Raw genomic sequence first — 23,506 nt, 5'->3', positions numbered from 1 at the left:
CTCCCAATGCAGAAAAAGATCAGGCCGCGGTAATCTCATCGACGGTTTTGATCATGTCGACGAGCACCCATCCTGGCCGGTAGGGATTGGGCCGGCGACCCGTTTCGTGGAAACCATAGGCAAGATAGAGCGCAATGTTCCGCTCCATCCTGGCGTTGGTGTAGAGCCGCACTTCTGGCAGACCCCAGAGATGGGTCTGCTCATCCGCGTGTTTCAGCAGCGCAATGCCGAAGCCCTTGCCTTGAAAGTCGGGGGAGACCGCGACGGAGAAGATCATCGCGTGGTCGTCATGTCGCTCCAGCGCGATCAGCCCGGCAAGCTCGCCGCCACTTTCCAGCAACCAGACCTCGCCGCGCGCGATGCGCGGCGCATAGTCCTCGGTGACCGGGATCGGCGGCGCGCCGAACAGCGCGATGTAAGGTGCATAGGCCGCTTCCGTCAGCGAGACGACGGTTTGGAGATCACCGGCAAGCGCTCTTCTGATTGTCATTCAAAAGCTCTCCAGAGCTCTCCAGGCGCCAACCGGTCGATCACTCCGCCGCTTCGCGTTTGCCTCCGGGACGTCGCTCCAGAAGCTCCTTGAGGAACTGGCCGGTGTAGCTGCGTTTTTCGCGCACGATGGCTTCCGGCGTGCCGGAGGCGACCAGTTCGCCGCCGCCGTCGCCGCCTTCGGGGCCGAGGTCGAGCACCCAGTCCGCGGTTTTTATCACTTCGAGATTGTGCTCGATGACCACCACCGTGTTGCCCTGGTCTACCAGTTCGTGCAGCACTTCCAGCAGTTTGGCAACGTCGTGGAAATGCAGGCCAGTGGTCGGCTCATCCAGGATGTAGAGCGTCTTGCCGGTCGCCTTGCGCGACAGTTCCTTGGCGAGCTTGATGCGCTGCGCCTCGCCGCCGGACAGCGTTGTCGCCTGCTGGCCGATATGGATGTAGCCGAGGCCGACCTGCTTCAGCGTGTCGAGCTTGTCGCGCACGCCGGGCACGGCGGCGAAGAAATCGACGCCTTCCTCGACCGTCATGTCGAGCACGTCGGCGATCGACTTGCCCTTGAACAGGACATCGAGCGTCTCGCGGTTATAACGCTTGCCGTGACAGACGTCGCAGGTGACGTAGACGTCGGGCAGGAAGTGCATCTCGATCTTGATGACGCCGTCGCCCTGGCAGGCCTCGCAGCGGCCGCCCTTGACGTTGAACGAGAAGCGTCCCGGCTGATAGCCGCGCGCCTTGGCCTCCGGCAGGCCAGCGAACCAGTCGCGGATCGGCGTGAAGGCGCCGGTATAGGTGGCCGGGTTTGAACGCGGTGTGCGGCCGATCGGCGACTGGTCGATGTCGATGACTTTGTCGAGGAATTCGAGGCCCTCGATGCGGTCGTGGTCGGCCGGATGTTCGCGCGAGCCCATGATGCGTCTCGAGGCGGCCTTGAACAGCGTCTCGATCAGGAAGGTCGACTTGCCGCCGCCGGACACGCCAGTGACGGCGGTGAAGGTGCCGAGCGGGATTTCGGCGGTGACGTTCTTCAGATTGTTGCCGCGCGCGCCGACGATCTTTATGCGGCGGTTCTTCTTCGCTTCACGCCGCACGCCGGGCGTCGCCACTTCGAGCGCGCCCGACAGATATTTGCCGGTGATCGAATTGGGATTGGCCATGACCTGCTGCGGCGTGCCCTGGGCGATGATCTCGCCGCCATGGATGCCGGCGGCCGGGCCCATGTCGACGACATAGTCGGCATGCAGGATGGCGTCCTCGTCATGCTCGACGACGATCACCGTGTTGCCGATGTCGCGCAGGTGCTTCAGCGTATCGAGCAGGCGCGCATTGTCGCGCTGGTGCAGGCCGATCGACGGCTCGTCCAGCACATAGAGCACGCCGGTCAGGCCGGAGCCGATCTGCGATGCCAGCCGGATGCGCTGGCTCTCGCCGCCCGACAGCGTGCCGGAATTGCGCGACAACGTCAGATAGTCGAGCCCGACATCGTTGAGGAAGCGCAGCCGTTCACGGATTTCCTTGAGCACACGCACCGCGATTTCGTTCTGCTTGTCGTTGAGCGACGCGGGCAGGTCGGTGAACCACTGGTCGGCCTTGCGGATGGAAAGCTCGGTGACTTCGCCGATGTGCCTGCCGGCGATCTTCACCGCCAGCGACTCGGGCTTCAGCCGATAGCCCTTGCAGACCGGGCAGGGTGTGGCCGACATGAAGCGCTCGATCTCCTCGCGCATCCAGGCGGATTCGGTCTCTTTCCAGCGCCGCTCGAGATTGGGGATGACGCCTTCGAAAGTCTTCGTCGTCTTGTAGGAGCGCAGGCCGTCATCATACTGGAAGGTGATCTCGCGCTCGCCGGTGCCGCGCAGGATGGCTTCCTTGGCCTCTTCGGTTAGATCCTTGAACTTGTCGCCGAGCTTGAAGCCATAGGCCTTGCCCAATGCCTCCAGCGTCTGCGCGTAATAGGGCGAGGTCGACTTCGCCCACGGGCTGACGGCGCCGTCGCGCAGCGAGATGTTTTCATCCGGCACGATCAGATTGCCGTCGATGGCGCGCTGGCTGCCGAGACCGTCGCAGGTCGGGCAGGCGCCGAACGGATTGTTGAACGAAAACAGCCGCGGTTCGATTTCCGGAATGGTGAAGCCGGAGACCGGGCAAGCGAACTTTTCCGAGAACAGGATGCGCTCATGCGTCTCGTTCTTCGACTTGTTGACCGAATCCTCGCCGGTCTGGCTGGAATCGAGCGGCTTGTCGGCGAATTCGGCGACCGCCAGCCCATCGGCCAGCTTCAGCGCCGTTTCGATGGAATCGGCAAGCCGAGTCGCGAGATCGCCGCGCACGACGATGCGGTCGACGACGACATCGAGGTCATGCTTGTACTTCTTGTCCAGCGCCGGCACGTCGGCGATCTCATAGAAGACGCCGTCGACCTTGACGCGCTGAAAGCCCTTCTTCTGCAGTTCCAGCAATTCCTTGCGGTACTCGCCTTTGCGGCCGCGCACCATCGGCGCCAGGATGAACAGGCGCGTGCCTTCCTCGATCGCCAGCACGCGGTCGACCATCTGCGAAACCGTCTGGCTCTCGATCGGCAGGCCGGTGGCCGGCGAATAGGGGATGCCGACGCGCGCAAAAAGCAGGCGCATATAGTCGTAGATCTCGGTGACGGTGCCGACCGTCGAACGCGGGTTCTTCGATGTGGTCTTCTGCTCGATGGAAATGGCAGGCGACAGGCCGTCGATCTGGTCGACGTCAGGCTTCTGCATCATTTCGAGGAATTGCCGCGCGTAGGCCGACAGGCTTTCGACGTAGCGGCGCTGGCCCTCGGCATAGATCGTGTCGAAGGCAAGCGATGACTTGCCGGACCCCGACAGGCCGGTCATGACGATCAGGCTGTCACGCGGCAGGTCGAGATCGACATTCTTCAGATTGTGTTCGCGCGCCCCGCGAATGGAAAGATATTTATGGTCGGCCATAGCCGGTCGCCGCCTCAGAATCTGGAATTTCCTGGAATGGCGGGTTTTCCCGGCCATCCCCTATGTAGGTAGTTTTGCCGCCACGTCGAGAGACGCCACAATTCCCGACAAAAGCGTTTAAGCGTCTTTCGCGTGAACGGGCAAGCGGAAAGAACAAAGGCCGAACACGCTCCTGACAAAGCTGTGCAAAACTGACTTGTACGTAACCTCCCGACGATCACGTTTTTCGGTAACCGGCTATTGATAGTTGACGCGGGCAACCCAGGAGCGCAGTCTCCGGAAGTCAACGAAGCCGGCCGTCTTTCGATGGCCTCGCCGCCCAAAGGCGGCCTGTGAGACGCCGCAGGCATTTGCGATTTGTGCTTCGAATTGACAACAATCGCAACGGACAGAGGAGCGGAGCTATGACGCCACCGGATCGTCCCCTAGGGTTCCAGTTGTCACTGGAGCCGCGGCAGGCATAAGTGCCAGGGTTTAGCGTCTGCGCCACCCGGCAAACCGTGACCTGCCATATCCCCTAAAAATCAGAGACTGCTAGTCGGATCGTCGGCCGAACGCCGCGGTGCATCCGAAATCAAACGCCGGCAGTACACTCCCGGCAAAGTTGGATTTGAGATCCAGAAGGCCCCGTCCGTTTGCCCAAGGCACGGCGGGGCCGTTTTATGTGGGGAACGCTCATTTCCGCGCGCACTCAGTGACGCGGCGGCCCGATCGAGCCGGCGCCGACATCGACGGTGATGCTGCCGGAAATCCTGACATCCGTATCGCCGATCTTGAATGTGCCGTTCTCGCCGGCCGGCAGCGCATCGTCCGGCTCGGGAGCCGGCTTGGCGATGCGGTAGTCGCCGGTCACGCCGGGCAGGGCGCTTTTTTGCGTCGACGGCGAACTGTCCTCTGCAAGAGCCGCGCCGCTCACGAGGCTGGCAACAGCGAGCACCATGACGGCGATGACGGGACGCAGTGGTCTGGAAGGATGAGTGTCGGTCATCCCAGGACTATAGTGGCGCGCCGCCGATGGAACCAGACCGGCATCGTCAAATCTTCGGCAGCCGGCCGGACTCCGCTCCGGCCCTGGCTTACGCCGCCTTTTTGCGCGTGTCGAAAACATGGTCGACGATGCCCCATGCCTGCGCCTCGCGGGCGGTCATGAAGTGGTCGCGGTCCAGCGTGCGCTCGACCTCTTCATAGGTACGGCCGCAATGCTGCGCGTAGAGCTCGGTCATGTGCCGTTTCGTCCTGCCGATGCGCTCGGCATGTCGCTGGATGTCGGAGGCCTGGCCCTGGAACCCGCCCAGCGGCTGATGCAGCAGGATGGTGGCGTTCGGCAGGGAAATCCGGCGCCCCGGTGTGCCTGCCATCAGCAGGAACGAGCCCATCGAAGCGGCAAAGCCCATGCATACGGTCGACACCGGACAGCTGATATATTGCATCGTGTCGTAGATGGCGAAACCACTGGTCACCACGCCGCCCGGCGAGTTGATGTAGAGCGAGATCTCCTTGTCCGGATTGTCCGATTCCAGCGACAAAAGCTGCGCGCAGACCAGCGCCGAGATGTCGTCGTTGATCTCGCCGTTGATGAAGATGATGCGCTCGCGCAGCAGCCGCGAAAAGATGTCGAAGGCGCGTTCGCCGCGGCTCGATTGCTCGATGACCATCGGCACCAGACTGGCAACACCGCTCATTTTTCTTCTCCGATTTTCTATTATGCCGCGCGCAGAAGGCGCGGTGCGTTCGCGGCGATGGGCTTTCCAATTGCGCGCAAACCGAGCGAAAGACGGCAGCCGGCGCCTGCCATGGCGATGGCAGGCATGGCCTTGCGGGCAAAGCCGTCATGGACGACACGCAGATGCGTGCCGCCGGAAACGGTTCGGGCAAGTGTGAAGGTGACGGTACTGTCGAGCGGATCCTGCCTGGCTGCGTCGCCCGGCTGCTCCCGCCAGGAATAGCGCAGCAACTTCTCGGGTTCGGCGTCGAGGATTTCGCATTCGATCGGCGCGCCCGTCCCGGCGAAGGCAAAACGGTTGCCGATCTCGAGGCTGATGTCGTTCGGCATCATCCAGGCGGCCAGCAATTCCGGTACGGTCAGGGCCCGCCAGACCTTTTCCGGCGGCTCGGCAAGGTCGTACTCGAACTCGAGCGCATCCGCGGCGTCGATTTGGCCCTCGTTGGTCGTTGATCCCGCCTTCTTCATTGATCCATGTCCTTCAAAACCGCCTTCAGCCTTTCGATGCGTTCCGGCCAGAAAGTCCGGTAGCGTTCGATCCAGGAGAGCAAGGGAGCTAGCCCCTGCGGATCGGCGCGGTAATAGGCGTTGCGGCCGGCTCGCCGCTCGACCACCAGGCCTGCGCCACGCAGCACCGCCAGATGCTGCGACACCGCGGGCTGCGACACCGTCATACCGGTGCGCAATTCCGACACGCTCATCTCGCCTGCGGCCAGCCGCTCAAAGACGGCGCGGCGCGTCGGGTCGGCCAGTGCACGAAAAATCTCTGCTTCGATCATGTCAAAAGCATAAGTTAATACTTATTGATTTGGCAAGCACTGTTTTACGAGATTGTCGGAAGCCAGCGTCTCACCATTCCGGCAGGCCCATCGAACGTCGCCTCGAAAATCGGCGACGCAAGGACGGCGTGGATGTGAAGCGTTCCAGTGCCGGCGTTCTTGAACCCGTGTTTCCTGTTCGCGGGGACAACGAGAGACTGGCCCGATGTCACGACTGTATGCTCATCGTCGATCCACATCTCAGCCCTACCGGCGATAACGGTCAGCACTTCCTCCACGGGATGCCAATGCGTTGGGGCGCCGACCGTGGGCTCGACCCATTGCTCGAATATGCAAAGTTGCGATGCACCATTGCTGGCCGACACATGCATGCGTGTTTCCACACCTGCTCGCCATTGCTCGCGCTGCTGGTCCTCATGTGCGACAGACTTCATTTGATCGCCCCCGGTCAGATCCGATTTCATGGAAATTTCCGGCCGGGACACTACATCTTGCTGACAAACATTGACAGAACGTGATCTGCACCATAGAACGAACAGGGAACAAAAACCTTGTGGGTAAAGGCAGCCACGGCAAGCGGCTGACGCCTGCAGCCTGTAAGGTGCTGCGACAAAAAAATTTGTTTCGGATGAGCGCGGAGAAATATCATGGCGGGTAGCGTCAACAAGGTCATTTTGGTCGGCAACCTCGGCGCGGATCCCGAAATCCGTCGCCTCAACTCGGGCGAGCCGGTCGTCAACATTCGCATTGCGACGTCGGAAAGCTGGCGTGACAAGAATTCCGGCGAGCGCAAGGAAAAGACCGAATGGCACAACGTCGTCATCTTCAATGAGGGCATCGCCAAGGTGGCGGAGCAGTATTTGAAGAAGGGCATGAAGGTCTATGTCGAGGGCCAGTTGCAGACGCGCAAATGGCAGGACCAGACCGGCGCCGACAAGTACACGACGGAAGTCGTGCTGCAGAAATTCCGCGGTGAGCTGCAGATGCTCGACGCGCGCGGGCAGGGTGAAGGCGGCCAAGTCGGCGGCTATGCCGGTGGCGGCAGCAGCCGTGGTTCCGATTTCGGCCAGTCCAGCCCGAGCGAAGGCTTCAATCGCGGTGGTGGCGGTGCCAAGAGCGGCGGCGGTGGCGGTTCGTCGCGCGAACTGGACGACGAAATCCCGTTCTGATCGCAACAGCAGATGTTATTTTTGGCTTAAGTCAAACATTGCGCCCCGAGAGTCCCTCATGGACTTTCGGGGTTTTGCATTGTCGAACTGAACGCTGACATGGCGATCAACGAAATATGGCGAAGGACGAGTTCGATGAAAGCACGCGTAAAATGGGTCGAGGAACGCACTTTCGTCGGCGAGTCCGGTAGCGGCCACAAACTGGTGCTGGGAACCGCGCCCGGACCGGAAGGCAGGACGCCGGGACCGAGCCCGATGGAGCTGGTGCTGATCGGCACCGGCGGCTGTTCGGCCTATGATGTCGTGCACATCCTCGAAAAGGGGCGCGAGGCGGTCGAGGACTGCGTCGTCGAGCTCGAGGCCGACCGGGCGGAAACCGAACCCAGAGTGTTCACCCGCATTCATATGCATTTCGTCGTCAAGGGCAGGCAACTCTCCAGCGACAAGGTGAAACGCGCGATCGACCTTTCGATCGAAAAATATTGCTCGGCCTCCGCGATGCTTGCCAAGACCGCCACGATTACCCACGATTTCGAGGTCGTCGACACGACGGCGAGATAGAGCCGGCTTCGAGATTCTCGCCGCGTCAGCCTGTCAGCCCGCTATCAGCGCCTTGATGCCGTCGGCGACGAATTGCACGGCCAGTGCTGCCAGGATGACGCCGAGCAGGCGGGTCAGGATCGAGCGGCCGGTCTGGCCGAGGATGCGGTCTATGCGTTCCGACAGCACGAACACCAGATAGGTGATGGCAAGGCAGACGAAGATGATGCCGACCAGCGCCGCCTGCGCCGCGAAGCCTTGAAAGGAACCTGAGAGCAGCACAGTTGCCGAAATGGCGCCGGGACCCGCGATCAGCGGGATTGCCAGCGGGAAGGCGGCGATGTTGTGGATCATGTCCTTGGTGATGGCGACGTCGCCGATCTTCTCCTTGCGGTCCTGCCGGCGCTCGAACACCATTTCGAAGGCGATGAAGAACAGCAGGAAACCGCCGGCGACGCGGAAAGCCGGCAGCGTGATGCCGAACACCGACAGGATCGAGGCGCCTGCAACCGCAAACAGCGCCATCACCAGGAAACCGATGATCGAGGCGCGGACGGAAACCTGCTGGCGCTCCTCGCGGTTCATGCCGCGCGTCACGGCGAGGAACAGCGGCGCCAGGCCGGGCGGATCGATGGTCACGAGAATGGTGACGAACGCGTTGAACAGGCTGTCGAAACTCGGCATCTCTGACCCTCCCGCCGGGCCGTGCCCGTACCAGGATAATTGGTAGAGCAAAGCCCGTTCGGTGGGAACTGTTCGTGAGAAAGTGGTTGATGCCGGCGGGACAGCGGAGGGCGCAAAGGGTCGCGACGCTTTTATTCCGGGCTGCTGCATTCTTCGGCGATCAAACCGCTCGGCGCGCCAGGAACTCGACCTCCAGCCGCCATGTCGCGCCATTGTCGTGCGAGCGCTCGCCCAGCCATCGGAAGGCGTTTTCGGTGATGCGTGAAAAGCCCCAGCGTACTGAGCTGCCGGTGCCGTCGGTGCCCACTTGCACGATCGTGTCGCCCTCGGCGCGGCCGAGCTGGCGGCTGAAATACTGGTTGCGCGGGTCGCTCCAGAAGATGTGCCAGGCATCCGCGCCGGGATCATAGACGCGCAGCGTCGTGCCATAAAAAGTCCATTTGCCGAGCGAAGGCTGGGAACCAGTGTCCCGCGCGGGCAGGATCCAGACGTCCTGGATCGCCCGGCCTTCCAGCACCCAGCCGAAATGCACCTCGCCGCGCCCTGTCAGCACCGTTCCGTCCTCGAGGTGGCGCGAGGCGTCGAAAGTCCAGGCGCCGACGAAGCGGCCGTAAAGGCTCAGTTTTTCGGCAAGGCCTTCGATCGGTCCGGGGCTATGCAGGGCATCGGCAAACGAAGATTGATCGAACATGGTTGTGGCCTCTTCTTGTCAGGAGATTGGGAGGGAATAGGCGGTTACGGGGTTCTGGGCTTGGGAAAAATTGCTATATTTCGACCATGACGACGACCACGCATAGTCTCGCATCCGGAGCCGGTTGGCATGTGACGGATGTGATCTGCACGGCCGGCGCCGGCCGGCCGTTCGAGGAGGCGCATCAGGATTTCTGTGTGGCTGCAGTCACCAGCGGCACGTTCCGCTACCGCGCCCAACAAGGAACGGCGATGCTGGCGCCCGGCGCGCTCCTGCTCGGCAATCCCGGCACATGTTACGAATGCGGGCACGAGCATGGCGGCGGCGATCGTTGCCTCTCGTTCCATTTCAGGCCGTCCTACATGGAGCGGATCGCGGCTGGCGTGCCGGGCGCCAGGAAGCTGGCTTTCGAGGCGGCGCGCCTGCCGCCTTTGCCGGTCCTGGCGCCACTCCTGGCCGAGGCGGAAACCGCTCGCGAGATGGCCGACATCGACGCCTTCGAGGAACTTTCCCTGCGCATGGCCGGTGCTGCCGTAGCTACAGCCTCCGGCGCTACGCATGTCAGGCGCGCGCCGAGCCGCCGCGATCAAAAACGGGTTGCCGAAGCTGTGCGGCGCATCGAACTCGATGCAGACGGGCCGGTTTCCCTTTCAGCGCTTGCCGATGGGACGGCGACCAGTCCGTATCATTTCCTGCGCATCTTCCGGCAGGTGGCGGGCATGACCCCCTACCAATTCCTGCTCAAGACGCGATTGCACAGGGCCGCGGTGCGGCTACGCATGTCGGACGATACGGTTTCCGCGATCGCTTTCGGCGCTGGCTTCAGCGATCTGTCGACCTTCAATCGTCGTTTTCGGCGGATCATGGGGCAGACGCCAAGCCAGTATCGCAGCCGCCGTGGCGCATAGGTCGTTTCTGCTTGGTGAATCGGCCCGGTGCACCGCAAAGGCAGACGCGCAGGCTTTTGCGTCAAGGCGGCGAAAACCGCCTTGGCCATATCGTCGCAATCATCGGTATCCATTTGAAATTACCATCAAAAATGACACTGGAAAAGTGCCGTGAAGGTTGGAGTTTCGGGCTTGCTTCCTATATAAGCACCAAGTGATTCCTGATTAGATTGTGATCCGATTTGACCGACCAGAAGACACCGCGCGGCGCCGACGGCGGCCCCACCGGCATCGAGCCGATATCCATCGTCGAGGAGATGCAGCGCTCCTATCTCGATTACGCCATGAGCGTGATCGTCAGCCGTGCGCTGCCGGACGTGCGCGACGGCCTGAAGCCGGTGCATCGCCGCATTCTCTTCGCCGCCCATGAGAGCGGCTACCATTGGAACCGCAAATATGTGAAGTCGGCGCGTCCTGTCGCCGACGTGATGGGTAAATACCATCCGCATGGCGATGCTTCCATCTATGACGCCTTGGTGCGCATGGCGCAGGACTGGTCGTTGCGCGTTCCGTTGATCGACGGGCAGGGCAATTTCGGCTCCATCGACGGCGATCCGCCTGCGGCGATGCGCTACACGGAAGCGCGGCTGACCAAGGTCGCGCACGAGCTCCTGGAGGATATCGACAAGGATACGGTCGATTTCCAGGACACGTATGATGCTTCCGGCAGCGAACCGAAGGTTCTGCCGGCACGTTTTCCCAACCTTCTGGTCAATGGCTCGGGCGGCATCGCCGTCGGCATGGCGACCAACATCCCGCCGCACAATCTCGGTGAAGTCTGCAATGGCGCCATCGCCATCATCGACAATCCGGCGATCGACCTGCCGGCGCTGATGGAGATCATTCCTGGCCCTGATTTTCCGACCGGTGGCATCGTGCTTGGCCGTTCGGGCATCTACAGCGCCTATTCGACCGGCCGCGGCTCCATCGTCATGCGCGGGCGCGTCAACATCGAACAGCGCGGCAACGACCGCGAGTCCATCATCATCACCGAAGTTCCCTACCAGGTGAACAAGTCGTCGATGATCGAGAAGATGGCTGAGCTGGTGCGCGACAAGCGCATCGAGGGCATTTCCGATATCCGCGACGAGAGCGACCGCCAGGGCTACCGGGTCGTCATCGAGCTGAAGCGCGACGCCGTTGCCGACGTCATCCTCAATCAGCTCTACCGCTTCACGCCGCTGCAGACCTCTTTCGGCGCCAATATGGTGGCGCTGAATGGCGGCAAGCCGGAAGTGATGAACCTGACCGATATGCTGAAGGCTTTCGTCGCCTTCCGCGAGGAGGTGATCACAAGGCGGACGAAGTTCCTGCTGCGCAAGGCGCGCGATCGCGCCCATGTGCTGGTCGGTCTCGCTATCGCAGTCGCCAACATCGACGAAGTCATCAAGCTGATCCGCACCGCGCCGGATCCGCAGACGGCGCGTGAGCAGTTGATGGAGCGGCGCTGGCCCTCTGGCGACGTGGAATCTCTGATCCTCCTGATCGATGACCCACGCCACCGGATCAACGAGGACGGTACCTACAATCTGTCCGAGGAGCAGGCGCGCGCCATCCTCGAGCTGCGCCTGCAGCGCCTGACCGCGCTCGGCCGCGACGAGATCGCCGACGAGTTGAACACGATCGGCGCCGAGATCATCGATTATCTGGACATTTTGTCTTCCCGCGCACGCGTCCAGCAGATCGTCAAGGACGAGCTTGCCGCCGTGCGCGACGAGTTCGGCACGCCGCGCCGCACCGAGCTTACCGACGGCGGTTCGGACATGGAAGACGAGGATCTGATCCAGCGCGAAGACATGGTCGTGACGGTGAGCCATTCCGGCTACATCAAGCGCGTGCCGCTGTCGCTCTACCGGGCACAGCGCCGCGGCGGCAAAGGCCGCTCCGGCATGTCGACCAAGGAAGAGGATTTCGTCACCCGGCTGTTCGTCGCCAACACCCATACGCCGGTGCTGTTCTTCTCCTCGCGCGGCATCGTCTACAAGGAAAAGGTCTGGCGGCTGCCGATCGGCAATCCGCAGTCACGCGGCAAGGCGCTGATCAACATGCTGCCGCTGGAGCAGGGCGAGCGCATCACCACCATCATGCCGCTGCCCGAGGACGAGGCCAGCTGGGGCGAACTCTACGTCATGTTCGCCACCACGCGCGGCACCGTGCGCCGCAACGATCTATCCGACTTCGTCCAGGTCAACCGCAACGGCAAGATCGCCATGAAGCTGGAGGAAGAAGGCGACGAGATCCTCGGCGTCGAAACCTGCACCGACAAGGACGACGTGCTGCTGACCGCCAGTTCCGGCCAGTGCATACGCTTCTCCGTCGGCGACGTGCGCGTCTTCCAGAGCCGCAATTCGGTCGGTGTGCGCGGCATAACCATGGCCGAGACCGACCGCATCATCTCGATGTCGGTGATCGAGCATGTCGATGCTTCGCCGGCGGAACGCGCCGCTTACCTGAAGCGCGCGGCGGCGGAGCGGCGGCTTGCCACGGAAACGGCCGGAGAAGAGGAAGAGATCGCGCTGACCAATGAGGAGATCGGCGAGGAGACAGAGCTTTCCGACAGCCGATACGAAGAACTCAAGGCGCACGAACAGTACGTGCTGACGGTGACCGAATTCGGCTACGGCAAGCGTTCGTCGTCCTATGATTTCCGGCTGACCGGACGCGGCGGCAAGGGCATCCGCGCCACCGACGTGTCGAAGGCGGCCGAGATTGGCAGGCTGGTGGCGACCTTCCCGGTCGGCAATGACGACCAGATCATGCTGGTGTCGGACGGCGGCACCGTCATCCGGGTGCCGGTCAACGGCATTCGTTTCGCCAGCCGCGCCACCAAGGGCGTGACCATCTTCAACACGGCTGAAGGCGAAAAGGTGGTTTCGGTCGAGCGGATCTCTGAACCGCAAGCGGACGAAGAAAGCGAAGAAACCGTCGAGGGCGGTGCCGATGCCGCTGCGGCGTCTGACGCCGGTCCGGAGGGGGCGGACTAAGTCCGGCACCAGGTTTTGACATGGCAACGCCGGCCAGCTGGCCGGCGCGGCAGCAAGTTCAGGCTTTATCAGTAGTGGCGATATGGCTTACGCGGGCCGAAGCCTTCGAAGCGCTTGGTGTTTGCCTTGACGCGGATGCGTTGTGCCTCCTGATGCAGCCCAAATACGGTGGCGATCAGCATGGCGACGGTCATTGCGGTGGCGAGCATGTAGATCAGCATGTGCGTGTTCTCCTGCGCCTAACAACGGATAGATGGGATTTTGGTTTCATCTAATTAAGGTGCAACCTAGTGAACGCTGCGTGAAGGCTTCGTGATCAGCGTGTTCATCTGTCGTTCATGTGCCGGAAAAGGTTCACGGCCGGCGCGCCGATCGGATTTGCCTTTGCGAGAGAGGCTCGCTAGAGCCTCTTCCATCTTGGTGGACGGAAGATGGAACAGGCTCTAGCTTTCATTTGAGCATGATCTCTAGGACAAACGAAAAACCGTTTGTCCGCAAAAACCGGTTTCCACTTTTTGGGATCATGCATTAGAAGCACCTGCCATGACCGAACGCATCGCCCTCTATGCCGGCTCCTTCGACCCGCTGACCAACGGCCATCTCGATGTGCTGAAGGCTTCGCTGGCCGTGGCCGACATCGTCTATGCGGCGATCGGCATCCATCCGGGCAAGCAGCCGCTGTTTTCCTTCGAGGAGCGGGTGAAGCTGATCGAGACCGCGGCGAAGGCGGAATTCGGCAGCGATGGTGCCCGTATCAAGGTCGTCGCTTTCGACGGGCTGGTCATCGACGCCGCCAGGAAGCACGGCGCCTCGATCATGATCCGCGGCCTGCGCGACGGCACCGACCTCGACTATGAGATGCAGATGGCCGGCATGAACGAGACTATGGCACCTGAGTTGCAGACGGTTTTTCTGCCCGCCAGCCCGTCCGTGCGCACCATTACCGCCACACTTGTCCGCCAGATTGCCTCTATGGGAGGCAACATCCGCCCCTTCGTGCCGGCGGCGGTTGCCGGTGCGCTCACCGCCAAATTCGCGAAATAAGATTCCGGAGATAGATATGCAGCTGAAAAAGCTCGCCTCGTTCCTCGTTGTGCTTGCCGGCCTTGTGACCGCATCGGTCTCGGCCTTCGCCGCCGACCCGGAAAACACCATGGTCATCACGCTGAAGGACGGAGACGTCACCATTGCGCTTCGGCCCGATCTGGCGCCAAAGCATGTCGAGCAGATCAAGAAGCTGGTGCGCCAAGGCGCCTATGACAACGTCGCCTTCCACCGCGTCATAGACGGCTTCATGGCGCAGACCGGCGACGTCAAGTTCGGCAATATGAAAAAGGGTTTCAGCGCCGAGGCCGTCGGCACCGGCGGTTCCGACCTGCCCGACCTGCCGGCCGAATTCTCGCAGACCGAACATTACAAGCGCGGCGTGGTCGGCATGGCCCGCTCGCAGGACCCCAATTCGGCCAATTCGCAGTTCTTCATCATGTTCGCTCCGGCACCGCCGCTCGACGGCCAGTACACCATCGTCGGCAATGTCGTCAGCGGCATGGAACTGGTGGATCACGTCAAGAAGGGCGACCAGGCGGACAACGGCACGGTCTCCGACCCCGACCGGATGATCAAGGTGCGCATCGCCGCAGACAAGTAAAATTGTCAAATAACTCTGTTTTCTCAAAAGGATATCTGACATGGCCGAAATCAAGGACCGCGAGAACGCGCTCATCATGGAAACGACCAAGGGCACGGTCGTCATCGAACTTTTCCCCGACTTGGCGCCGGGCCACGTCTCCCGCATCAAGGAACTGGCTAGGGAAGGCGCCTATGACGGCGTGGTCTTCCACCGCGTCATCGAAGGCTTCATGGCCCAGACCGGCGACGTCAAGTTCGGCAATTCGAGCAAGCCTTCCTTCGCGCCGTCCCGTGCGGGCATGGGCGGCTCTGAGAAGCCGGACCTGAAGGCCGAATTTTCCAACGCCAACCATGGCCGCGGCACCTGCTCGATGGCCCGTTCGCAGAACCCGAACTCGGCCAATTCGCAGTTCTTCATCTGCTTCGACGACGCCGCCTTCCTCAACCGCCAGTACACGGTCTGGGGCCAGGTCATCGAAGGCATGGACAATGTCGACAAGATCAAGCGCGGCGAGCCGGTGCAGGATCCCGACAAGATCGTGTCGCTGAAGGTCGCGGCCGACGTCAAGTAAGGGCAAACGACAATGATGGGCGTCGTCTGGTCGCTTCTCGGCATCCTGTCCGGCGCCTTCATTGCCATTCAGGCGCCGATCAATTCGCAGCTGGCGCGCGGCCTGGGTCTCCCGGTCGCGGCGGCTGCGTTTTCGTTCTTGTCGGGCGCGATCGTGCTCGGCATTATCTCCGTTACGGTGGTGAAGCTGCAAGGCATCTCGCTCGACTGGAAAGCGCCGGCGCCCTGGCTGTTCGTGGCCGGCGGCATGCTCGGCGGTTTCTATGTCACGCTGTCGACGATCCTGACGCCACGCATAGGTGCTGCCGCGCTGATGGCGTTTCTGGTCGCCGGCCAGTTGCTGGCCGGCATGCTCATCGACCGCGTCGGCTTCCCCGGCGTCGCGGTGCGTGAAATCTCGCTGGGACGCGTTGCCGGCGCGGTGCTGCTCTTGGCCGGAGCGCTGCTCGTCCGGCTCTACTGATGCGCGTCGATCTCTTTGACTTCGAGCTGCCGGAGGAGCGCATCGCGCTCCGCCCGGCGCAGCCGCGTGACAGCGCCAAGATGCTTCTGGTCAAGCCCGGCGAAGAGCTCGAGGACCGGACGGTTGGCGACCTGCCGTCCTTGCTCAGTGCCGGCGACGTGCTGGTGTTCAACGACACCAAGGTCATTCCGGCGCAGCTCAAAGGCATAAGGCGGCGGGGCGAGGCGACGGCGCAGGTCGAAGCCACGCTGCATATGCGCATGGCGCCGGACCGCTGGCTGGCCTTCATGCGGCCGGGCAAGCGCATTGCCGCCGGCGACCGCATCCATTTCGGCCATGACGGCAATTCCTGTTTCCTCGGCCAGCTCGACGCCACGGTGATCGAGAAAGGCGAGGGCGGCGAGGCGCTGCTTGGCTTCGACCTGTCGGGGCCGTTCCTCGACGAGGCGCTGCACGCGGTAGGCCATATTCCGCTGCCACCCTATATCGCCTCGAAACGCGACGATGACGAACGCGACCGGGCCGATTACCAGACCATCTATGCAAGCGAGGAGGGCGCCGTCGCGGCTCCGACAGCGGGCCTGCATTTCACGCCGGAGCTTTTTGCAGCGCTTGACGCCAAAGGCGTCGAACGCCGCTTCGTCACCTTGCATGTCGGCGCCGGTACGTTCCTGCCGGTCAAGGCGGACGACACCGCCGACCACAAGATGCATGCCGAGACCGGGTCGGTCAGCGAAGCCACTGCGGACGCCCTGAATGCCGCAAGAGCAAGGGGCGGGCGCATCGTTGCTGTCGGCACGACCTCGCTGCGTCTGCTGGAGAGTGCGGCGCGTGAGGACGGTACTCTGGCTGCGTGGTCCGGCCCGACCGATATCTTCATCACGCCCGGCTACCGTTTTCGCACCGCCGACATGCTGATGACCAATTTCCATCTGCCGCGCTCGACGCTGTTCATGCTGGTTTCGGCCTTCAGCGGCCTCGACACGATGCGCGCGGCCTATGCGCATGCGATCGCGAACCGTTACAGGTTCTACTCCTATGGAGACGCAAGCCTGCTTTTCCGAGCGGAGACGAGCGATGGACGATGATCTGCAAGCCTTTGACCGCGATGCGCTGATCGCGGAAGTGAAAAAACTGCGCGCCGGCATTCGCCAGCACCGCGATTCCACCGGCCATGAATTGTGCTGGCATCACCCCGATCTGTGGGACCTGCTGCCGGAAAAAACCGAACCATCGATCGCCGTGCCGCCCTGGCCAAAATTCATGCGCGGCTGCATCCACTACCGCCAGTCGCTCGACAAGCAGGCGCCGGACGCCCCGGTCCACGACAAGGAATTCAATGGCTAAGCAGTTCAGCTTCAAGGTTTTGGCAATCGACGGCAAGGCGCGGCGCGGCGTGATCGACATGCCGCGCGGCGAAATCCGCACGCCGGCCTTCATGCCGGTCGGCACCGGCGGTACCGTCAAGACGATGTATATGGACCAGGTGCGCGGCGTCGGCGCCGACATCATCCTTGGCAACACCTACCATCTGATGCTGCGGCCAGGCGCCGAGCGTGTGGCGCGGCTCGGCGGCTTGCATGAATTCGCCCGCTGGCCGCATCCGATCCTGACCGACAGTGGCGGTTTCCAGGTAATGTCGCTGTCGAAGCTGAGAAAGCTGACCGAAAAGGGCGTCACCTTCCGCTCGCATATCGATGGCGCCGCCTACGAGATGTCGCCGGAGCGGTCCATCGAGATTCAGGGGCTGCTCGATTCCGATATCCAGATGCAGCTCGACGAATGCACGGCGCTGCCGGCCGAAATGAAGGAGATCGAGCGCGCCATGGAGCTGTCGCTGCGCTGGGCCGAGCGCTGCAAGACGGCGTTCGGCGACCAGCCGGGCAAGGCGATGTTCGGCATCGTGCAAGGCGGCGACAACGCAGCGCTGCGGGTGCGTTCGGCGCAGGCGCTGAGCGCGATGGAGTTGAAGGGCTATGCGGTCGGCGGCCTGGCCGTCGGCGAACCGCAAGCGGTGATGCTCGAGATGCTCGACATCACCTGTCCGGAGCTGCCTGATAACAAGCCGCGCTATCTGATGGGCGTCGGCACGCCTGACGATATCCTGAAATCGGTGGCGCGCGGCATCGACATGTTCGACTGCGTGATGCCGACACGGGCCGGCCGCCACGGCCTTGCTTATACAAGGCGCGGCAAGGTCAATCTGCGCAACGCCCGCCATGCTGACGATCCGCGGCCGCTCGACGAGGAAAGCGACTGCCCGGCCGCCCGGGACTACTCACGCGCCTATCTGCATCATCTGGTGCGCTCGCAGGAAGCGCTCGGCGCCATGCTTTTGACGTGGAACAACCTGTCCTACTACCAGAAACTGATGCAGGACATCCGCGCTGCGATCGAGGCTGGCACCTTCGAGGCGCGCGGCGCCGAAATCACCGAGGGCTGGGCGAGGGGCGATATCCCGTTGCTGTAAGGCCTCAAGTGCTGAGCGAATTCGAGGCGCGCAGGCTGCAGCCGGTGATCTGGAACGTGCCGTCGGGCTGCTGCTGCAGCGTATAGACCGCCTCGTAATCCTTGCCATCGGGGCCGACGATCAGCACCTGCTGGACGATCGAACCCGGACCGGTCTCCTCGACCTTGCCGAAGGAATAAGTCTGCGGCTTGCGCACCGGCGGATAGCCGTTGGTCACCATGTTCATGAAGGCATCGACGGTCGGGAAGATCCGCTTCACATTCGGGGCGGCGAAGCTGTAGGCGGTGGCGCCGTCATTGGCGATGAGGGCCTTTAGCTGACCGTCGATGACGGACTGGCCTGCCTTGATCTCGGCATCGCCGGCCAATGCCGACGACACCCAGAGGAATGGAACGACTGCGAATGCGAAAAAGGCGCGGCGCATGGCCTGTCTCCGTTGTCCCGCGAAACATCTTCCCTTGAAATGGTGCTGTCCGAAGACGCATCATAACATACGCTTGGCAGCGCATCGCGGTTTCAGCGATCGCGAATAATCGGTGGCGCTCGGCGGCAGGTTGCATGCTGGCGGAGAGCTGCGGCAGGTCGCAGCCCAGGCCTGGGCCGGCAGAGTACGGATTCCAGCGCTTGAAAGCCCGCCTCCAGTCTGCCAGAAGGGCCGCTGGACTTGGACGTTTAGCGGGACGAAGCCATGAAGGCGTTTTTCGTGCAGATCAAATGCGAGCTCGGCAAATCCTATGAGGTTGCCAGCGCGCTTGCCGATGCCGAGATCGCCTCGGAAATCTACTCCACCGCCGGCAACTACGATCTGCTCGCCAAATTCTATGTCGACGACGAGGAAGACGTCGGCCATTTCGTCAACGAAAAGGTGCAGATTCTCCCCGGCATCAAGGACACGTTCACCGTCGTCACGTTCCGTGCTTTCTAGCCGGTAAACGCATTTGCCCGGGCACGAGGCAAAGGCTGATCAAGGTCATATTTCAGCTGCCTCAATTTTAGGCAGGCGCAACATACTGATCGCCCGTATCTCCCAAATCACCGATTGCGCTTGATTTTCTCCGGCGACGCCAGTGAAATGGCGTCACAGGGGAGTATGCGATTGGCAGCGTTCGATGAAATGCTTCCGGAAGTCTCCGGATTGAGAAGACCGTATTCGGCGTATGATCGCTGGCTGAAGGAGCAGGATCCAGCTAGGCTGACCGAGAAGATGCAGGACGCTGAGCGCGTCTTCCGCAAGACCGGCATCACCTTCGCCGTCTATGGTGAGCAAGAAGCCTCCGAGCGGCTGATCCCGTTCGACATCGTTCCCCGCATCATTTCAGGCAATGAATGGCGGCGCCTCACGCAGGGCATCGAGCAGCGCGTGCAGGCGCTGAACGCCTTCCTCGACGACATCTATCATCGCCAGGAAATCCTGCGGGCAGGGCGCGTCCCCAGGGAATTGATCGCCAGGAATGAGGCATTCCTGCCGGAGATGATCGGGGTCAGGCCGCCGGCCGGCGTCTATACCCACATCATCGGCGTCGACATCGTCCGCATCTCGGAGGACGAGTTCTACGTGCTGGAGGACAATGCGCGCACGCCGTCCGGCGTCTCCTACATGCTGGAGAACCGCGAGACGATGATGCAGCTGTTCCCCGAGCTGTTCCAGAAGATCAAGGTGCGGCCGGTGGAAAACTACCCGCAGCTTCTGCGCCAGTCGCTGGCGGCGGTGCGGCCGCAAAGCACCAAAGGTGCGCCGACCATTGCGGTGCTGACGCCCGGCAGCTTCAACTCCGCCTATTTCGAACACGCCTTCCTTGCCGACCAGATGGGCGTGCAGTTGGTCGAAGGCCAGGACCTGCGCGTGGTCGACGGCCATGTCGCGATGCGCACGACGGAAGGCTACAAGCAGATCGATGTGCTCTACCGCCGCGTCGATGATTCTTTCCTGGACCCGTTGACGTTCCGTCCGGATTCCGCACTTGGCATACCCGGCATCATGGATGTCTATCGCGCCGGCAACATCACCATCGCCAATGCGCCGGGCACCGGCATAGCCGACGACAAGGCGATCTATTCCTACATGCCCGAGATCATCGAGTTCTACACCGGTCGCAAGGCAATCCTGGGCAACATTCCGACCTGGCGCTGCTCGGAGCCCGACAGCCTGAAATACGTGCTCGAACACATCGACGAGCTGGTGATCAAGGAAGTGCACGGTTCCGGCGGCTACGGCATGCTGGTCGGGCCTGCGGCAACCAAGAAGGAATGCGAGACCTTCGCCAAGAAGTTGGCGGCCAAGCCATCGAATTATATTGCCCAGCCGACGCTGGCGCTGTCGACATGCCCGATCCTGACGGAAAAAGGGCTGGCGCCGCGCCACGTCGATCTCAGGCCCTATGTGCTGGTCTCCGACCGCATCCAGATCGTGCCTGGGGGCCTCACACGCGTCGCGTTGAAGGAAGGTTCGCTGGTTGTGAACTCGTCGCAGGGCGGCGGGACGAAAGATACTTGGGTGTTGGATGATTGAGACGAGTGAGTAGGGAATAGTCAGTAGTCAGTAGCGGAAATAGAGGGACAGGAAATGCCATATTTCATTGAGATTCAATTGCTTAATATTCACTGCTCACTATTCGCTACTCACTAGCCCGAAGGGCCACTTCATGCTTTTAGGCCGCACCGCAAACGGGCTCTATTGGATGAACCGCTATATCGAGCGGGCGGAAAACATGGCGCGCTTGGTCGATGCCGGCCTGCGCATGGCGCTGACCCGCACCCAAAGCGCCTCGGAAGAGTGGAATTCGGTGCTGCTCAGCGCTGGTTCCGACGTCACCTTCAGCCAGAAATATTCCGACTATACCGCCGCCAATGTCGCCGACTTCCTGTTGCGCGACACGTCGAACCCATCGAGCGCGATGTCGTCCATCGAGACAGCCCGCAACAATGCCCGCATGGTGCGCACCGCGCTGACGCGCGAGACCTGGGAAAGCATCAACGAAGCCTGGATGGCGCTGAAGCGGATGCTGGCCAAGCCGATCGACGAGCGCGACCTGCCAAGCGTGCTCGACGCCATCAAGCGCGAGACGGCGCTGATCCGCGGCTCGTTCTACGGCACCATGCTGCGCAACGAGATCTTCGACTTCTCGCAACTCGGCACTTACGTCGAGCGCGCCGACAACACGGCGCGCATCCTCGACGTGAAATATTATGTGCTGCTGCCGTCGATCTCCTGGGTTGGCTCGACGCTCGACAATTATCAGTGGGAATCGATCCTGCGTTCGGTCTCGGCGCATCGCTCCTATCGCTGGGTCTACGATGCTGATTACAAGCCGACCAACATTGCCGACTATCTGATCCTCAATGTCCGCATGCCGCGTTCGCTGATGTTCTGCTATCGCTTCCTGTCGGAGCATCTGAAATTCCTCGGCGACGATTACGGCGAGCGCCATGCCTGCCACGCAACGGCCGAGAAGACGCAGACAATGCTGAGAGCCGGGTCGATCAAGGATATCTTCGATACCGGGCTGCATGAATTCCTGGCCAATTTCATTCGCGACAACACCAAGCTGGGCGACGAAATCGCACAAGATTATCGGTTCAATTGAGCATGGTCCCGAAAGGTGGAGCCGGTTTTCTTAGACAAACGGAAGCCGTTTGTCCGGAGATCGCGCTCACAAACGGAATAGAAGCATGCGGCTGAAGATTACCCACCGAACTGAGTACCGTTACGATACGCCGGTGCACTATCTGTTGCAGCGGCTGCGGCTGCTTCCGGTCAGCGGGTCGACGCAGACCGTTCTGTCCTGGGCTCTGGCGATCGAAGGCGCGCGCGAAGAGGTCCGCTTTGTCGACCATTTCGGCAACGACACAAGGCTGTTGAGCGTCGAGGGCGAGCGCGACTTCATCACGGTGGAGGCCTCGGGCGAAGTGGTGACGCGCGACACCGCGGGTGTCTCGGGGCCACACCAGGGCTTTACGCCGCTCTGGCTGTACAGCCATGAGACGCCATTGACGACGATCGGCAGCGGTATCCGCGAACTCGCCGCATCGGTTGGCAAGGGCAGCGACATCGAAAGGCTGCACCGGCTAATGGCTGTCATCGGGGAGCGCGTTGTCTACACGCCCGGCACCACCAATGCGACGACGCCGGCGGAGGAAGCCTTGGCGCTCAAGACCGGGGTCTGCCAGGATCATACCCATATCTTTGCCGCCGCCGCCCGCGCCATGGGCTTTCCGGCCCGCTATGTCAGCGGCTATCTGATGCTGGATGCGACGGTCGAGCAGGCCGCAAGCCATGCCTGGGCCGAAGCGCATGTTTCTGGACTCGGCTGGGTTGCCTTCGATGCCGCCAATGGCATCTCGCCCGACGAGCGTTATGTAAAGGTGGCGACGGGCCGCGATTACCGCGACGCGACGCCGGTGTCGGGAATTCGGCTGGGACAGGCGGAAGAACAGCTTGCGGTCACCGTTACGGTGGAGCAGTAATCCTCCGCAAGATTGCTGCCGAGCGATCCATGGTTTCAAGGAACCCCGAACCGCTCTATCCCTTTGTTTTAACGCAATTCCGGACGGAAAACCGCTTCACACTTTTCCTGGAATTGCTCTAGAAGAGATTCCATGACCTATTGCGTTGGCCTGAAGATCGATCGCGGGCTCGTGTTCATGTCCGACACGCGCACCAATGCAGGCATGGATTCCATCTCCACCTTTCGCAAGATGCATGTCTGGGAAGAGCCGGGCGAACGCGTCATCGTTTTGATGTCGGCGGGCAATCTGGCGACGACGCAGGCCGTGGTCAGCCTGCTCGACGAGCGCACCAAGGCAATCTCCGAAAGACATTCCACACTGCTCGAAACGCCGTCGATGTACCAAACGGTCCGCATTGTTGGCGACACGGTCAAGGAGGTCATCGCCAATTCGTCACCCGCTGGCGAGAAGGCGGATTCCTATTTCAATGCGTCCTTCATCCTCGGCGGTCAGATCAAGGGCAGCGAGCCGCGCCTGTTCATGATCTATCCCGAAGGCAATTTCATCGAATCGACCGATGACACGCCGTTCTTCCAGATAGGCGAGACCAAATACGGCAAGCCGATCATCATCCGCGCCTACGAAAAGACGATGAGCCTCGCCGAGACGGTGAAGCTGCTTTTGGTGTCGTTCGATTCGACGTTGAAGTCGAACCTGTCTGTCGGCTTGCCGCTCGACCTGCTCTTCCTGGAGAAGGACGCTTTCAAGGTCGGATTGAAGAAGCGGATCGGCCAGGACGACCAGTATTACCGCACGATCTCCGATGGCTGGTCGAATGCGCTGAAGACGGCTTTTGCCAGCCTGCCGGATTTCCCGGGCTGAGGCGTGCGGCATCTCTTGCTGGTTGCATATATTTCACGCGTTAATTAATAAGAGACCAACCGCGACGGATGGTAGC

The 23,506-nt window shown here is 61.7% G+C and carries 27 protein-coding genes; 16 read left to right on the top strand and 11 right to left on the bottom strand.

Features of this window, described 5'->3' with window-relative positions; translation table 11 throughout:
• Window positions 1–19: 19 nt before the first annotated feature.
• The 7 genes from RPF88_RS09605 to RPF88_RS09575 all read right to left on the bottom strand — a co-directional run bounded on the left by RPF88_RS09605 (window position 20) and on the right by RPF88_RS09575 (window position 6,418).
• Window positions 20–490: a GNAT family N-acetyltransferase gene (locus tag RPF88_RS09605; RefSeq protein ID WP_224672857.1), complete on the bottom strand. Its 471-nt coding sequence runs from the start codon at window positions 488–490 to the stop codon at window positions 20–22.
• A 40-nt stretch (window positions 491–530) separates the two neighbouring features.
• The gene (gene uvrA / locus RPF88_RS09600; RefSeq protein WP_064995833.1) at window positions 531–3,452 is read right to left on the bottom strand and encodes an excinuclease ABC subunit UvrA; all 2,922 of its coding nucleotides are present in this window, start codon (window positions 3,450–3,452) and stop codon (window positions 531–533) included.
• A gap of 691 nt (window positions 3,453–4,143) precedes the next feature.
• The gene (locus RPF88_RS09595; RefSeq protein ID WP_024503514.1) at window positions 4,144–4,440 is read right to left on the bottom strand and encodes a hypothetical protein; all 297 of its coding nucleotides are present in this window, start codon (window positions 4,438–4,440) and stop codon (window positions 4,144–4,146) included.
• Window positions 4,441–4,528: 88 nt separating this feature from the next.
• Window positions 4,529–5,134, bottom strand: coding sequence for an ATP-dependent Clp protease proteolytic subunit (locus RPF88_RS09590; protein ID WP_013531838.1), 606 nt, complete (start codon window positions 5,132–5,134; stop codon window positions 4,529–4,531).
• Between the two features lie 20 nt (window positions 5,135–5,154).
• Entirely contained in the window at window positions 5,155–5,643 is a 489-nt protein-coding gene (locus RPF88_RS09585; RefSeq protein WP_224672855.1) for an SRPBCC family protein, read from the bottom strand.
• Window positions 5,640–5,954, bottom strand: a complete 315-nt coding sequence (locus tag RPF88_RS09580; RefSeq protein ID WP_013531836.1) for an ArsR/SmtB family transcription factor — start codon at window positions 5,952–5,954, stop codon at window positions 5,640–5,642. The genes RPF88_RS09585 and RPF88_RS09580 overlap by 4 nt, the downstream gene beginning before the upstream one ends.
• A 44-nt stretch (window positions 5,955–5,998) precedes the next feature.
• Window positions 5,999–6,418 carry a cupin domain-containing protein gene (locus RPF88_RS09575; protein ID WP_013531835.1) on the bottom strand — a complete coding sequence of 140 codons (420 nt, stop codon included), beginning with the start codon at window positions 6,416–6,418 and terminating at the stop codon, window positions 5,999–6,001.
• Window positions 6,419–6,601: 183 nt separating this feature from the next.
• On the opposite strand from RPF88_RS09575, the gene RPF88_RS09570 reads away from it, so the two are divergent.
• Both RPF88_RS09570 and RPF88_RS09565 read left to right on the top strand, forming a co-directional pair.
• Window positions 6,602–7,123: a single-stranded DNA-binding protein gene (locus RPF88_RS09570; protein WP_024503512.1), complete on the top strand. Its 522-nt coding sequence runs from the start codon at window positions 6,602–6,604 to the stop codon at window positions 7,121–7,123.
• A gap of 135 nt (window positions 7,124–7,258) precedes the next feature.
• Window positions 7,259–7,684 (top strand): OsmC family protein, encoded by a 426-nt coding sequence (locus RPF88_RS09565; RefSeq protein ID WP_127367750.1) that lies wholly within the window; start codon window positions 7,259–7,261, stop codon window positions 7,682–7,684.
• Window positions 7,685–7,717: 33 nt separating this feature from the next.
• On the opposite strand, the gene RPF88_RS09560 is transcribed toward RPF88_RS09565, so the two are convergent.
• Window positions 7,718–8,347: a MarC family protein gene (locus RPF88_RS09560; RefSeq protein ID WP_013531832.1), complete on the bottom strand. Its 630-nt coding sequence runs from the start codon at window positions 8,345–8,347 to the stop codon at window positions 7,718–7,720.
• Between the two features lie 160 nt (window positions 8,348–8,507).
• On the bottom strand, window positions 8,508–9,038 hold the full coding sequence (locus RPF88_RS09555) for a hypothetical protein (RefSeq protein ID WP_013531831.1): 531 nt from the start codon (window positions 9,036–9,038) through the stop codon (window positions 8,508–8,510).
• Window positions 9,039–9,124: 86 nt separating this feature from the next.
• Here RPF88_RS09555 and RPF88_RS09550 point away from each other — a divergent pair, with 86 nt between their 5' ends.
• Both RPF88_RS09550 and gyrA read left to right on the top strand, forming a co-directional pair.
• Entirely contained in the window at window positions 9,125–9,946 is an 822-nt protein-coding gene (locus tag RPF88_RS09550; RefSeq protein ID WP_337122259.1) for a helix-turn-helix transcriptional regulator, read from the top strand.
• A gap of 221 nt (window positions 9,947–10,167) precedes the next feature.
• Window positions 10,168–12,969 (top strand): DNA gyrase subunit A, encoded by a 2,802-nt coding sequence (gyrA, locus tag RPF88_RS09545; RefSeq protein WP_013531829.1) that lies wholly within the window; start codon window positions 10,168–10,170, stop codon window positions 12,967–12,969.
• 68 nt (window positions 12,970–13,037) lie between these two features.
• Here the strand turns inward: gyrA and RPF88_RS09540 are convergent, their stop codons facing one another.
• Window positions 13,038–13,190: a hypothetical protein gene (locus RPF88_RS09540; protein ID WP_081714296.1), complete on the bottom strand. Its 153-nt coding sequence runs from the start codon at window positions 13,188–13,190 to the stop codon at window positions 13,038–13,040.
• 322 nt (window positions 13,191–13,512) lie between these two features.
• Between RPF88_RS09540 and coaD the strand changes: the two genes are divergently transcribed.
• The 7 genes from coaD (at window position 13,513) to tgt (ending at window position 18,102) form a co-directional block, all read left to right on the top strand.
• On the top strand, window positions 13,513–14,013 hold the full coding sequence (coaD, locus tag RPF88_RS09535) for a pantetheine-phosphate adenylyltransferase (protein ID WP_013531827.1): 501 nt from the start codon (window positions 13,513–13,515) through the stop codon (window positions 14,011–14,013).
• Between the two features lie 109 nt (window positions 14,014–14,122).
• Entirely contained in the window at window positions 14,123–14,617 is a 495-nt protein-coding gene (locus RPF88_RS09530) for a peptidylprolyl isomerase (protein WP_245268637.1), read from the top strand.
• A gap of 40 nt (window positions 14,618–14,657) precedes the next feature.
• A complete protein-coding gene (locus RPF88_RS09525; protein ID WP_013531825.1) occupies window positions 14,658–15,170 on the top strand; it encodes a peptidylprolyl isomerase in 513 nt (170 codons plus the stop codon).
• 12 nt (window positions 15,171–15,182) lie between these two features.
• A complete protein-coding gene (locus RPF88_RS09520; RefSeq protein WP_337122258.1) occupies window positions 15,183–15,632 on the top strand; it encodes a DMT family transporter in 450 nt (149 codons plus the stop codon).
• The gene (gene queA / locus RPF88_RS09515) at window positions 15,632–16,720 is read left to right on the top strand and encodes a tRNA preQ1(34) S-adenosylmethionine ribosyltransferase-isomerase QueA (RefSeq protein WP_013531823.1); all 1,089 of its coding nucleotides are present in this window, start codon (window positions 15,632–15,634) and stop codon (window positions 16,718–16,720) included. Before RPF88_RS09520 ends, queA begins: the two co-directional genes overlap by 1 nt.
• Window positions 16,710–16,979, top strand: a complete 270-nt coding sequence (locus RPF88_RS09510; RefSeq protein ID WP_013531822.1) for a hypothetical protein — start codon at window positions 16,710–16,712, stop codon at window positions 16,977–16,979. Before queA ends, RPF88_RS09510 begins: the two co-directional genes overlap by 11 nt.
• Window positions 16,972–18,102, top strand: a complete 1,131-nt coding sequence (gene tgt, locus RPF88_RS09505) for a tRNA guanosine(34) transglycosylase Tgt (protein WP_013531821.1) — start codon at window positions 16,972–16,974, stop codon at window positions 18,100–18,102. Before RPF88_RS09510 ends, tgt begins: the two co-directional genes overlap by 8 nt.
• A 4-nt stretch (window positions 18,103–18,106) precedes the next feature.
• Here the strand turns inward: tgt and RPF88_RS09500 are convergent, their stop codons facing one another.
• Window positions 18,107–18,526, bottom strand: coding sequence for a DUF4864 domain-containing protein (locus RPF88_RS09500; RefSeq protein WP_013531820.1), 420 nt, complete (start codon window positions 18,524–18,526; stop codon window positions 18,107–18,109).
• A 264-nt stretch (window positions 18,527–18,790) separates the two neighbouring features.
• Between RPF88_RS09500 and RPF88_RS09495 the strand changes: the two genes are divergently transcribed.
• The 5 genes from RPF88_RS09495 to RPF88_RS09475 all read left to right on the top strand — a co-directional run bounded on the left by RPF88_RS09495 (window position 18,791) and on the right by RPF88_RS09475 (window position 23,430).
• Complete coding sequence (locus RPF88_RS09495) at window positions 18,791–19,027, top strand: Lrp/AsnC family transcriptional regulator (protein ID WP_010909609.1); 237 nt, start codon at window positions 18,791–18,793, stop codon at window positions 19,025–19,027.
• A gap of 171 nt (window positions 19,028–19,198) precedes the next feature.
• Window positions 19,199–20,611 carry a circularly permuted type 2 ATP-grasp protein gene (locus tag RPF88_RS09490; protein ID WP_024503502.1) on the top strand — a complete coding sequence of 471 codons (1,413 nt, stop codon included), beginning with the start codon at window positions 19,199–19,201 and terminating at the stop codon, window positions 20,609–20,611.
• Window positions 20,612–20,744: 133 nt separating this feature from the next.
• Window positions 20,745–21,686 carry an alpha-E domain-containing protein gene (locus RPF88_RS09485; RefSeq protein ID WP_013531818.1) on the top strand — a complete coding sequence of 314 codons (942 nt, stop codon included), beginning with the start codon at window positions 20,745–20,747 and terminating at the stop codon, window positions 21,684–21,686.
• Between the two features lie 85 nt (window positions 21,687–21,771).
• A complete protein-coding gene (locus RPF88_RS09480; RefSeq protein ID WP_127388793.1) occupies window positions 21,772–22,566 on the top strand; it encodes a transglutaminase family protein in 795 nt (264 codons plus the stop codon).
• 132 nt (window positions 22,567–22,698) lie between these two features.
• The gene (locus RPF88_RS09475) at window positions 22,699–23,430 is read left to right on the top strand and encodes a peptidase (RefSeq protein ID WP_013531816.1); all 732 of its coding nucleotides are present in this window, start codon (window positions 22,699–22,701) and stop codon (window positions 23,428–23,430) included.
• Window positions 23,431–23,506: the final 76 nt, after the last annotated feature.

It is taken from the genome of Mesorhizobium sp. ISC11, assembly GCF_037162595.1.
GTDB classification, from domain to species: domain Bacteria; phylum Pseudomonadota; class Alphaproteobacteria; order Rhizobiales; family Rhizobiaceae; genus Mesorhizobium; species Mesorhizobium ciceri.
This window is presented reverse-complemented; position numbering and strand designations above follow the sequence as displayed.